This is a genomic window from Psychrobacter sp. C 20.9 (genome assembly GCF_001921765.1).
Taxonomy (GTDB): domain Bacteria; phylum Pseudomonadota; class Gammaproteobacteria; order Pseudomonadales; family Moraxellaceae; genus Psychrobacter; species Psychrobacter piscatorii_B.
This window is the reverse complement of sequence record NZ_MRYC01000009.1, coordinates 94,087-105,794: the sequence shown is the minus strand read 5'-3', so window position 1 is coordinate 105,794 and position 11,708 is coordinate 94,087. Positions and strand designations below refer to the sequence as shown.

Sequence of the window (11,708 nt, the reverse complement as noted above, 5' to 3'; positions counted from 1 at the left end):
TTTTTATCATCGATTTTTTGTACAGATTATTTATTGTTTATATCATCAATTTGTTATGGCTTAGGAATGCGTAACACTTGACCTGGATAGATTTTATCTGGATCAGATAGCATTGGCTTATTGGCTTCAAATATTTTCATATAATCGCCAGACTCACCGTAAACATCTTTAGCAATCTTAGATAAGCTATCGCCAGATTTTACCGTATACATCGTTGACTCAGGTGCATCTTCTTCGATATCGATATTATCAATGACCTTAGCAACATTTTGTACGTTACCAATAGCAATAATTGCTTTTTCGCGATCAGCTTGAGTTTTCGCGTTACCGCTGATTTCTGCTGTATCTGTAGAGCCGTTATATTTGATTTTTAAATTACTGATATTTAGATTCTGTTGTTGTATACGGCGTAACAAAATATTAGCAACGGATTGAGCTGAAGGCTCGCTACTTTTTACCGGTGTATTGGCATCTGCCTTGGTCTCTGATTTGGCATCGTGTTTCTCGTCATCACGATTAAAGATTTTATCGCCAATATCTTTTGCAAAACTGAACATACCCATATAACTGCTCCTTGAAATATTGTTATTTATTATTCATATTTATTTTCGGTGGTGTGTTATTGAACATCACCGTGCTTTGTACTGTCTACCATGATGAGTATAGACAAACGAACCAAACGTGAATAGTAAGAGTATGTTGAGTAATGTTAATTGACGTAGCTTATGTTAATGCAACCGATCAATTAAATCACCCTCATAAAAAAACCGCCTATCTATTAAGATAAGCGGCATTATAAAATTTGCTAAACAAATGGCAAATTATAGCTGGGCTTGTACGTAATCAATTGCTTTTTGAACAGTAGTCAATTCTGCAGAGTCTTCGTCAGGAATAGTGATACCAAAATCACTTTCAAAAGACATCACCAATTCAACTAAGTCCAACGAGTCCGCACCTAGGTCTTCCATGAATGAAGCATCGTTATTGATGTCTTCAACGTTCATACCTAGTTGCTCTGCTACTGCTGATTTTACTCTTAGCTCGATATCATTACTCATATAGATCACTCCGTTATCATCTATTATTTTTAATAAACTGCTATAGCGCCTCATTTAAGCTCTATAGCATGGTATATAAAATGTGTTTGCCAGACTAGCAATGCTGTCTGAGTACTCTATGACTTGTTACAAAGTCTGTCTAATAAAGCCCTGCTATAATACAGGGCTTTGAATCAAAAGTATTCGTTATTATAACACCCTTTATTATAGTTTACACTCGTTCACACAGTTTTTTATTATAACTATGTAACGCCTACATATACATGCCACCATTGACCGGAATGACCGCGCCGGTGATATAGCTGGCTTCATCACTGGCTAAGAAATGTACTGCTGCTGCGATGTCTTCTGGTTGACCAAGACGGCTGATAGGAACGGCATCTAGCATAGAATTCAATAGGCGCTCGTCGAGCTCATCTGTCATATCAGTCTCGATTAAACCTGGTGCCACGCAATTGATAGTCACTTGGCGTGAACCGATTTCACGTGCAAGCGTACGACTGAAACCTTCTACACCAGCTTTAGTCGCGGCATAGTTAGATTGACCTGCATTACCCATTTGAGCAACAACAGAGGTGATATTAATAATACGACCACGGCGCGCTTTCATCATACCGCGTACTGCGCGTTTGCTCATGCGGTAAACTGAGGTCAAATTCGTATCGATGACATTTGACCAGTCATCGTCTTTCATACGCATTAGCAGACCGTCTTGCGTGATACCTGCATTGTTGACCAATACTTGTACCGCTCCATAGACGCTTTCGATTTCTTCGAACAATTTATCAATTTGAGTAGTATCACGTACGTCTAAGACGCGACCGATACCACCACTATCATGAAGATAGTCATCAATAAGTTCAGCACCTTTTTCAGTGGTTGCTGTTCCAATGACAAAATGTCCTTCTTTAGCAAAGCGTTTGGCAACTGCCTTTCCGATACCGCGACTCGCGCCAGTTACTAATGTAATCGTACGGCTCATGATAACACCTCTAATAATTTCTCTAGACGGGCAGGCTTGTCTGTAGGATAGCTTGCGATTGGCTGCGCTTGACGCTTAGCTAAATTGCTTAATACGTTGCCACTGCCACATTCGATTAATAGATTAATTTGCTTATCGGCCAGTTCCTGCATGGTTTTTGACCACAGTACTGGCTCACTCAGCTGTTCAGTCAATGCTTGTTTGATACCTACTGCACTGGTTTCAACACGCGCATAGCGATTTTGAATCACAGGAATGGCCGCTTGATCAAATTGAATACCTGCTAATATCTCAGCTAAGGCATTACTTGCAGGCTCCATTAATGCACAATGAGATGGCACACTCACTTTTAAGGGCACAGATTTTTTGCCCGTATTTTTGACTTTGTCGATGACAGCGTTAACGCCAGCAGCGTTACCCGAGATCACTACCTGTCCTGGGCTGTTGAAGTTAGCAGCGCCAACAATGGCACCCTCGACATGCTCTGTTGCTTGCTCACACAGATTTTCGACTCGGTTGTCTTCTAGTCCTAACACGGCAGCCATAGCAGTATCGACACCTACAACGGCCTCTTGCATCAACTGACCTCGTTTATGCACTAGGGTGACGGCATTACCAAGCGATATCACATTGGCAGCACACAGGGCGCTGTACTCGCCCAGAGAGTGACCAGCTAAATAGCAAGGCGTCTCTTCTATTTCTTGTTGTAAGACACGCCAAATGGCAATGCTAGCTGTCAGTAGCGCTGGCTGAGTATACTCGGTTTGATTGAGTTTTTCTTCATCCTGACAGATTGCCCACAAATCCTCACCAAGCGCCTCACTCGCTTCGGTAAATGTATCGCGTATCTCTGGGTAGATTTCAGCAAGCTCACTCGTCATCGCGACTGCTTGAGATCCTTGTCCAGGAAAAATGACCGCGATACGAGCGGGTTGCTTTTTTACCATATCGGGTACAGAAGCCATAACCAATATCCCTTATCTGATTAGAAATATCCCTAAAACAATGGGGTGTATTATATTATTAGATGTGATACAAAGCCGCTAGTTCAATTATTTATCTAAGAAAACGGATTGTCAGTAAACTATACACTGACACACACTATTATCATAGCGGATGCAGACCAAACAACGATAGGAAAACACAGTACCAATCAAAAGCACTAACGATTGAGTACGCGTTTCTATCTGCTAAAAATAAAAAGTCATCTAAGCAATAAGTTTAGTCATAAATAACAAAAAGCCAAGTTATCCAGCCACATAATATATGATAGCGAAATAACTTGGCTTTTTTTAGCTCAAAGCTTATTGACTAATGATAGCCAGGTAAATACAACAACAGTCACCAGTACTGTCACTATTTTACCTAGCTATCATAGGGCCAATGTCTTAGGCATCTTGACTAACTTTGAATAGCTGACGACCACGGTAGAAACCATCTTTAGTCATGTGATGACGACGATGTTTTTCACCAGTAGTAGCATCTACGCTTAGTTCAGCAATTTCCATACGGTGATGTGAACGGCGCATGTCACGACGAGAACGGCTTTTACGACTTTTTTGAACAGCCATGATATAGCTCCTATACTTAAAAGGGATAAGCTTGAAATTCAGCTTTAGTCGATACTGACAGAGGCTATATAATCACAACAACCTAAGTCTGAAGCATCATTAGTTAAATAGATTGTTACTTACATAAAGCGCTAACTATGTCTGAAATTTATAAAAAATTTACCTAGTCAGCTTCTATCAGCACGCAACAGGTTGCTCGAATGCAATAAACCGGACATTATACGCATGTTTATTAGATTAATAAAGCCCTGCCTTGCACTCTTCTGTACAAAGCAGATAAAAGGCTTCTCAAATACTTGAATAAATAAATCTGGCTCTTATAGCTTACCTTTTAAGGAGGCTAAAGCAGCGAATGGATTTTCATTCTCTTCTTCTTCTGGTATCTCGCCAAACTGCTCAACTGACATCTCACAATCATCGTGCTTTGGCGCCATTGGTGTTTTGAGCAAGATCTCATCTTCTACCAGTTTTTTAAATGGTAATAGACGCTCGGGAGACTGTTCGGTGACGATTTCATCAAGTAACAAGTAGTCTTGCTCTTCATCAATCAAGCGTACTTGGCTATCATTCTCTAGTAATGCAATATTATAATCATCAGATAAATCTACGGCAACGGGCTGTAAACAGCGTTGGCATGTTAGCCAGATATCGCCTGTCAACGTAAATGCCAAATGCAAAACATTATTACGGCGATAGAGTTCAGCGTTTAACTGAGTGTTTGACTGATCATGCTCGGCGCTCAACGTCGTGGCAAGACGTTCAAAAGAGTTTGGATCGACTTCTCCTGACCACTCAAAACCCGTGTCTGCCCATTTGTCCAAAGAAATGTGCTCAGGCATGCTAGTAGATACAGGCGCTTTTTTATTGTCAGCGTAAGGTGCTGACGGTTTAGTTTCTGGAGTGCTTGACATGCGCGGCCTCATTCATAAAAACAGTGTATAATATTGCCTGCCATACTAGCGGAAAGTGCCATATTCTGCTAGCGCTAGTATGTTAAGATTTTTTGATAGCAAATATGTTCAAGCTTTTTTACTACTTACTTTTTTACCTAAAATTTTTTGTCTTTAATATTTATTAAGTCAATGTCTTCTCTATGAATCTACCTGATAATAAAATTAATTTTTCTGATTTACTTTCTCCTGCTACAGCAAATTCGTTGCTGCAATATCTTACTCAACTAGATCGTCATACTGAAAATGCTCTTAGCAATAGACTGTGCCTCGATGAAGATGAGTATTTAAGAGAATGGAGAAGTCAGTGGCAAAAGTTATCTACTACTCAGCCTGACAATACTTACTCAGCAGGATTGATAATTGATAGCGAACGATTAGCCACTGATTGGCTCATACAGCTATTTAATACTTTATTTACTAACCAGCAAGTGATATTGGTTCGTAGTGAGGGTGAGCCAGAGTATTTCCCTGCTCAAGACAATGAGCCTGCCAGAATTGAATTCGCTCATGGATTTTTTGCCAGTGCCCTGCACGAGCTAAGTCATTGGTGCCTGGCTGGTGACGCTCGTAGACAATTACCTGACTTTGGCTACTGGTATGCCCCAGACGGTCGGACAGAAGCTCAGCAGCAAGCATTTGAGCGCGTAGAGATCAAACCACAGGCATTAGAATGTTTATTCACCTTAGCGTGTGGTCGAAACTTCCAAGTCTCACAAGATAATTTGTTTGCCGACTTCGACACTAGTAGTAGTACCTTTGCTAGTGATGTCTATCAGCAAGTAGAAAGCTATATAGCCAAACCTTATACTCTGCCGCGTGACGCTAAGACTTTACTGACTGCTTTAATTAGCGTTTGTACTCCTTCATCTGAAATCAACGCTTAATTCAAATTACTAAGTGTTCCTACTTATTAACGATTTTCTACGGTTGGTAACGCCTTGCCACTAAACTTATATTTGCTTTAAGCTATACTGATAACTAAAGTAGTATGCTAAAAATACAGATTTGCTTAATTTTTAAAATAACTTTTTTAATATGTCTAATGATTGAACTACATCTAATTAATGAAAAAATTGTCTCAATTAAAAACCAATAATTATAAAATAAGGAACCATTATGGAAGTTTTCTATATTCATCCCGATAATCCTCAGCCACGTCTCATTGAACAAGCCGCTGACCTACTACGCAAAGACCAGTTAATCATTTACCCAACCGATACCAGTTATGCTTTTGGTTGTCGACTAGGTGCAAAAGACGCTTTGACTAAGCTCAAGCAAATTCGTGAGCTTGACGATAAGCATCAATTTACACTGTTGTGCCGTGACCTAAGCGAAATTGCCAACTATGCAACCGTGGATAACGTGCAATTTAAGCAGCTGAAAGCACACACCCCTGCCCCTATCACTTTCATCCTCAATGCGACAAAAGATGTACCCAAAAAACTGGCACATCCTAAGAAAAAAACCATTGGTATCCGTGTACCAAGCAATCCTATTGCTCAAGCACTATTAGAAGCAATGGATGAACCTATCCTGACCAGCTCGTTAATTCTCCCTAATCGAGATGATATATTAGACGATCCATTTGAGATTGAAGACTTATTAGGTAATCAAATCGACGGACTCATCAATGCAGGTATAAAAACGACCAAGCTCACCACCATTGTGGATATGACTAGTAGCCGCCCTGAAGTCATTAGGCAAGGTGCTGCTGATGTCGATTCATTACTACTGTGATCAGATAGCAATATAATTAACTAAATTTAAGCACAAAAAAAAAGCTCCAATTCAATTGGAGCTTTTTTTATGAAATAGGTCTTTAATGCAAAACTAGTCGCGATCAACCAATTCTACATAAGCCATTGGCGCATTGTCACCATCACGGTAACCACATTTTACGATACGCAAATAACCACCTGGACGCGTCTGATAACGAGGACCTAACGTGCCAAATAATTTGCCTACCATAGCTTTGCTACGCATACGGCTGAATGCTAAACGACGGTTAGCAACGCTGTCTTCTTTAGCCATAGTGATCAATGGCTCGGCAACGCGACGTAGTTCTTTAGCTTTTGGTAAAGTTGTTTTAATCAGTTCATGCTCAAATAATGAGTTGGTCATGTTCTGAAACATTGCCTTACGATGACTGCCGGTACGACCCAGCTTGACTCCACTCTTACGATGGCGCATAGTCAAAAATCCTTAAAGTTTAACGGCTACGATAAGAAAAGCGATCATCAACACGTAAATCAGCTGGTGGCCAGTTATCTAGGCGCATACCGAGCTCTAAATCTTTAGACGCTAGTACGTCTTTGATTTCTGTTAATGATTTCTTACCAAGATTTGGGGTTTTTAGAAGTTCAGTCTCTGAACGCTGTACCAAATCACCGATATAGTAAATGTTTTCAGCTTTCAAGCAGTTGGCTGAGCGAACCGTTAGTTCAAGATCGTCCACAGGGCGTAATAGCACCGGATCAACCTCTTCTTTTTCTTTCACAGGCTCAGGCGCTTCTTCAGCTTCTAGGTCAACAAAGATTGAAATCTGTTGCTGTAAAATAGTTGCTGCTTTACGAATTGCTTCTTCTGGATCTATAGTGCCATTAGTTTCAAGCTCAACGATAAGACGATCAAGATCAGTACGCTGCTCAACGCGAGCGTTCTCAACCTGATAAGCAACACGAAGCACAGGACTAAAACTTGCATCAAGCTTTAAACGTCCAATTGCTCTGGTATCACCATCTTCACGGCGCTGGTTTGCTGGCTCATATCCACGACCCATCACTACACGCAAACGCATCTTAAGATGACCACGGTCGCTCAATGTACCCAAGACCAATTCTGGATTGATGATGTCAACATTGTGCGGTAACGCGATGTCTGCAGCAGTGATAGTGCCTGGACCTTGTTTATCCAAGGTCAAAAATACTTCATTTTGGTCATGAAGTGTAATTGCCAAGCCTTTTAGATTCAAAAGCAGGTCAAGTACGTCTTCTTGTAGTCCTTCAAGCGTTGAATATTCATGGTCAACACCATCAATCTCAGCTTCAATGACTGCAGCACCAGGTAATGAAGATAACAAGATGCGACGCAGAGCATTACCTAGGGTATGCCCAAAGCCGCGTTCTAACGGTTCGAGCGTGACTTTCGCAATCGTTTCGTTAACCGTATCCACATTAATGGCGTTCGGCGTTAGAAACTCAGTTGCATTTAGCGTCATGATGTCACCTCGATTTATTAAACTGGTTTAATTAACGTTAATTGCTCAATGCCATTTTCATAACATTGAGCATGACGTTATTACTTAGAGTATAGCTCAACGATCAAGCTTTCGTTGATTTCAGCAGGTAGATCAATACGATCAGGCGCTTTTTTGAACGTGCCTTGTAGTTTGCTATGATCAACATCAAGCCATTCTGGAATACCACGTTGGGTCGCTAGTTCGATAGCGTTTTTGATACGTAGCTGTTCGCGAGACTTCTCTTGGATAGCGATGACATCACCATCTTGAAGCTGAATTGATGGAATGTTCACACGAACAAACTCATCACGACCAGCTTTTTTTACCATAACAGTACGATGACTGACTAGCTGACGTGCTTCAGCGCGAGTTGAGCCAAAGCCCATGCGATATACCACGTTGTCTAGACGGCTCTCAAGCATAGCTAACAAGTTTTCACCAGTAGCACCGCGCTTACGAGCAGCTTCTTTATAGTAATTAGCGAACTGACGCTCTAGTACACCATAGATACGCTTAACTTTTTGCTTTTCACGCAACTGTAGAGCATATTCTGAGGTCTTGTTACGGCTTACACCGTGTTGACCTGGTGGACGACCAGCTTTTTTCGTTTTTACGTCATATGGTTTAACGCCAGACTTAAGACCTAAGTCAGTGCCTTCACGACGTGATAATTTAAGTTTTGGTCCAATATAACGGGCCATTGTTATGTCTCCTATAAGCTTTTGGGATAAAAAGCTTCGTCTTTAATATTAGACGCGGCGCTTTTTCGGCGCACGGCAACCATTGTGTGGGATTGGGGTTACATCAGAGATGCTGTTAACTTTATAACCCAATGCACCTAGTGCTCTTACCGCAGACTCACGACCCGGTCCTGGTCCTTTGACCAAAACGTCGATATTCTTAACACCATATTCTTGAGCCGCTTTACCAGCAACTTCAGCTGCAACCTGAGCTGCAAATGGTGTAGATTTACGTGAACCACGGAAGCCTTGTCCACCTGAAGTGGCCCAAGCCAATGCATTACCTTGACGATCGGTAATCGTAACAATGGTGTTATTAAAAGACGCATGGATATGGGCAATGCCCTCCGATACTGAACGACGAGTCACCTTTTTGCGACTACGAGTGTCTTTTGCCATCTTTTAGCTTCCTAAGTTAATTATCTTTTGAGAGGACGTGTCGGACCCTTGCGAGTACGAGCGTTGTTCTTGGTGTTCTGACCTCTAACTGGTAGGTTACGACGATGGCGGATGCCACGGTAACAACCAAGATCAACTAAACGCTTAATATTCATTGAAACTTCACGACGAAGGTCACCTTCAGTCATGTAATTTGCAACTTGTGCACGGATAGCATCCAACTGTGTATCATCTAACTGACTAACTTTAGTAGTAGGGGCAATGCCAACTGCTTCTAAGATTTTCTGAGCAGTGGTACGACCGATACCAAAGATGTAAGTTAGTGAAATAACAGCATGCTTATTATCCGGAATGTTTACGCCGGCAATACGAGCCATTGATTTCTCTCCATTAAAGAAAAATAAGCGTTATTTATCAATAAGGCATTATTCTTCAGATTTGTTGCTGTTAATACTAGATTCTTTATAACGATAGTCGTTCTTTCGACTTAGTTAAAAGCCTATTGATCGAAAACATTATAAAACATTCTGCATAAACACGGCAAGTGGCGGATAATATCCCATCCGCCGTTATTTTTCAAGTATTAATTTATTTAGTAACAAAAGTTAAAAAACTTATGCTATCAAATATTAACCTTGACGTTGCTTGTGGCGCGGTTCTGCTGTACAGATAATATGTACACGGCCTTTACGGCGCACAACTTTACAGCTACCACAAATCTTTTTAACTGATGCTTGAACTTTCATAGCATGCTCCTTGAAATATCGTACCGCTCATTTAAGGTTGAGTGGGCGATTGAATTAACGTCTGATCATGATATTGATGGGTCATCAAATGCGCTTGAATCTGCGAAATGAAGTCCATTACCACAACCACCATAATCAGTAAAGACGTACCACCGAGTTGAAACGGCACACCAAACGATGACTGGACGACCATTGGCATTAAACAAATAACCGTCATATACATCGCGCCAATAAAGGTCAGTCGGTTTAATACATGATCGAGGTAACGCTGAGTTTGTTGTCCGGGGCGAATACCTGGGATATACGCACCACTACGTTTAAGGTTCTCTGCTACTTCACGCGGACTAAATACCAATGCCGTATAAAAATAACAGAAGAAGATAATCATTGCGCCAAACAGTACTAAATATAGCGGCTGTCCTGGAGACAACACCAATGCCATATTTTGAAGTATTTTCTGTACAAAGGTAGGATCAGTCGATTGACCGACCCACTGCCCTAAACTCGCTGGAAACAATAACAAAGAACTGGCAAAAATAGCTGGGATAACCCCTGCCATATTTAGCTTTAGCGGCAAATGTGACTGCTGCTGAGCATAAATTTTGCGACCTTGTTGCTGTTTTTGTGCATAGTTAACAGGAACACGGCGCTGAGCACGTTCAATATAAACGATACCAGCAGTGACCGCGATACCTAGCAGTACAAAAATAAATAGTACAATCAAGTTCATCTGACCTTGATTGACCTGTTCGATAGATTGCGAAATCATACCTGGCGTACCAGCAACAATACTCGCAAAAATGAGCATTGATATACCATTACCAACGCCGCGTTCTGTAATCTGCTCACCAAGCCACATCAAGAACATTGCGCCCGCTACCAATGAAGTAACGGCTGGAATATAGAAAGTCAGACCAGATGATAAGGTAAGATTTTGGCTGATTAAGCCAGCACACATTCCTAATGACTGTACTAGGGCTAAAGCAAGCGTTCCTTGACGGGTATACTTGTTCAGCTTGCGTCGTCCCGCTTCACCCTCTTTTTTGAGAGCTTCGAGCGATGGCAATACCGCAGACATCATCTGTACGATAATCGATGCTGAGATATATGGCATAATGCCAAGCGCCATAATAGACATACGCTCTAGCGCACCACCTGAGAACATGTTGAACATGCTCAAAATGGTATTCTCGTTGCGCGAAAACAGATCAGCCAGATTAACCGGATTAATACCCGGGACTGGAATGTGCGACCCTAAACGATAAACAATCAATGCGCCGATTAAGAATAATAAACGCGACCATAGCTCATCATACTTACGTATAAATGCGAATGGATTAAGCGGTATACCAGCCGATGACATTGATTGCTTTGACACGTTACTACTCCTCGATGCTACCACCAGCAGCTTCGATTGCTTGCTTAGCACCCTTAGTCACTTTGATACCTTTGAAAGTATAAGCTTTAGTGACTTCACCTGATAGCATTACACGAGCACGTTTCATATCGTGACGGATAAGGTTAGCAGCTTTAAGTGTTTCAAGGCTAACTACATCGCCTTCAATTTTATTCAGTTCAGAAAGACGTACTTCAGCAGTCTTCATAGCCAGTTTACTGGTAAAACCAAATTTTGGTAGACGACGATATAAAGGCATTTGACCACCTTCAAATCCTGAGCGAACGCTAGAACCTGAACGAGATTTCTGACCTTTTACACCACGACCACCAGTCTTACCAAGACCTGAACCGATACCACGACCACGACGTTGGGCAGTTTTCTTTGCGCCAACACCTGGTGATAATTCATTTAATCTAAGACCCATTACGCTTCCTCCACTTTTACCATGTAGTTAACGCGATTAACCATACCACGTGTTGAAGGAGTATCTTCTACTACAACAGTGTGATTAATGCGGCGTAAACCCAATCCTTTCAAGCTCGCTTTGTGGCTCTTTAGGCGATGGGCACCCGATTTAAATTGAGTGACTTTCATTTTTTTCATCGTAACTCACCTAGTCTAA

General features: G+C 41.4%; 17 protein-coding genes. 2 read left to right on the top strand and 15 right to left on the bottom strand.

What is annotated here, in order from left to right; all coding sequences use genetic code 11:
- Positions 1 to 53: 53 nt before the first annotated feature.
- From lysM to BTW00_RS07830, 6 genes are all read right to left on the bottom strand, one after another.
- Positions 54 to 563, bottom strand: a complete 510-nt coding sequence (gene lysM / locus BTW00_RS07855) for a peptidoglycan-binding protein LysM (protein WP_058025369.1) — start codon at positions 561 to 563, stop codon at positions 54 to 56.
- Positions 564 to 821: 258 nt separating this feature from the next.
- Complete coding sequence (gene acpP / locus BTW00_RS07850; protein ID WP_071003168.1) at positions 822 to 1,058, bottom strand: acyl carrier protein; 237 nt, start codon at positions 1,056 to 1,058, stop codon at positions 822 to 824.
- 253 nt (positions 1,059 to 1,311) lie between these two features.
- Positions 1,312 to 2,040: a 3-oxoacyl-ACP reductase FabG gene (fabG, locus tag BTW00_RS07845; RefSeq protein WP_058025367.1), complete on the bottom strand. Its 729-nt coding sequence runs from the start codon at positions 2,038 to 2,040 to the stop codon at positions 1,312 to 1,314.
- Positions 2,037 to 3,005 carry an ACP S-malonyltransferase gene (gene fabD, locus BTW00_RS07840; RefSeq protein ID WP_075106939.1) on the bottom strand — a complete coding sequence of 323 codons (969 nt, stop codon included), beginning with the start codon at positions 3,003 to 3,005 and terminating at the stop codon, positions 2,037 to 2,039. Before fabD ends, fabG begins: the two co-directional genes overlap by 4 nt.
- A 423-nt stretch (positions 3,006 to 3,428) precedes the next feature.
- Complete coding sequence (rpmF, locus tag BTW00_RS07835) at positions 3,429 to 3,611, bottom strand: 50S ribosomal protein L32 (protein WP_057758809.1); 183 nt, start codon at positions 3,609 to 3,611, stop codon at positions 3,429 to 3,431.
- A 317-nt stretch (positions 3,612 to 3,928) separates the two neighbouring features.
- The gene (locus BTW00_RS07830; protein WP_075106938.1) at positions 3,929 to 4,522 is read right to left on the bottom strand and encodes a DUF177 domain-containing protein; all 594 of its coding nucleotides are present in this window, start codon (positions 4,520 to 4,522) and stop codon (positions 3,929 to 3,931) included.
- Between the two features lie 182 nt (positions 4,523 to 4,704).
- On the opposite strand from BTW00_RS07830, the gene BTW00_RS07825 reads away from it, so the two are divergent.
- On the top strand, positions 4,705 to 5,448 hold the full coding sequence (locus BTW00_RS07825) for an elongation factor P hydroxylase (protein WP_075106937.1): 744 nt from the start codon (positions 4,705 to 4,707) through the stop codon (positions 5,446 to 5,448).
- 232 nt (positions 5,449 to 5,680) lie between these two features.
- On the top strand, positions 5,681 to 6,301 hold the full coding sequence (locus BTW00_RS07820; protein ID WP_058025561.1) for an L-threonylcarbamoyladenylate synthase: 621 nt from the start codon (positions 5,681 to 5,683) through the stop codon (positions 6,299 to 6,301).
- Between the two features lie 93 nt (positions 6,302 to 6,394).
- Here the strand turns inward: BTW00_RS07820 and rplQ are convergent, their stop codons facing one another.
- From rplQ to rpmD, 9 genes are all read right to left on the bottom strand, one after another.
- The gene (gene rplQ / locus BTW00_RS07815; protein WP_021813387.1) at positions 6,395 to 6,754 is read right to left on the bottom strand and encodes a 50S ribosomal protein L17; all 360 of its coding nucleotides are present in this window, start codon (positions 6,752 to 6,754) and stop codon (positions 6,395 to 6,397) included.
- Between the two features lie 19 nt (positions 6,755 to 6,773).
- Complete coding sequence (gene rpoA, locus BTW00_RS07810) at positions 6,774 to 7,781, bottom strand: DNA-directed RNA polymerase subunit alpha (protein WP_058025562.1); 1,008 nt, start codon at positions 7,779 to 7,781, stop codon at positions 6,774 to 6,776.
- 80 nt (positions 7,782 to 7,861) lie between these two features.
- Positions 7,862 to 8,503, bottom strand: coding sequence for a 30S ribosomal protein S4 (rpsD, locus tag BTW00_RS07805; protein ID WP_058025563.1), 642 nt, complete (start codon positions 8,501 to 8,503; stop codon positions 7,862 to 7,864).
- Positions 8,504 to 8,551: 48 nt separating this feature from the next.
- Positions 8,552 to 8,941: a 30S ribosomal protein S11 gene (gene rpsK, locus BTW00_RS07800; RefSeq protein ID WP_045454458.1), complete on the bottom strand. Its 390-nt coding sequence runs from the start codon at positions 8,939 to 8,941 to the stop codon at positions 8,552 to 8,554.
- A 20-nt stretch (positions 8,942 to 8,961) separates the two neighbouring features.
- Entirely contained in the window at positions 8,962 to 9,318 is a 357-nt protein-coding gene (gene rpsM / locus BTW00_RS07795; RefSeq protein ID WP_058025564.1) for a 30S ribosomal protein S13, read from the bottom strand.
- Positions 9,319 to 9,570: 252 nt separating this feature from the next.
- A complete protein-coding gene (gene rpmJ / locus BTW00_RS07790; protein WP_010196721.1) occupies positions 9,571 to 9,687 on the bottom strand; it encodes a 50S ribosomal protein L36 in 117 nt (38 codons plus the stop codon).
- Between the two features lie 31 nt (positions 9,688 to 9,718).
- The gene (gene secY / locus BTW00_RS07785; RefSeq protein ID WP_178379273.1) at positions 9,719 to 11,050 is read right to left on the bottom strand and encodes a preprotein translocase subunit SecY; all 1,332 of its coding nucleotides are present in this window, start codon (positions 11,048 to 11,050) and stop codon (positions 9,719 to 9,721) included.
- A gap of 19 nt (positions 11,051 to 11,069) precedes the next feature.
- Positions 11,070 to 11,510: a 50S ribosomal protein L15 gene (rplO, locus tag BTW00_RS07780; protein ID WP_058025566.1), complete on the bottom strand. Its 441-nt coding sequence runs from the start codon at positions 11,508 to 11,510 to the stop codon at positions 11,070 to 11,072.
- Positions 11,510 to 11,689, bottom strand: coding sequence for a 50S ribosomal protein L30 (rpmD, locus tag BTW00_RS07775; RefSeq protein WP_057758718.1), 180 nt, complete (start codon positions 11,687 to 11,689; stop codon positions 11,510 to 11,512). The genes rplO and rpmD overlap by 1 nt, the downstream gene beginning before the upstream one ends.
- Positions 11,690 to 11,708: the final 19 nt, after the last annotated feature.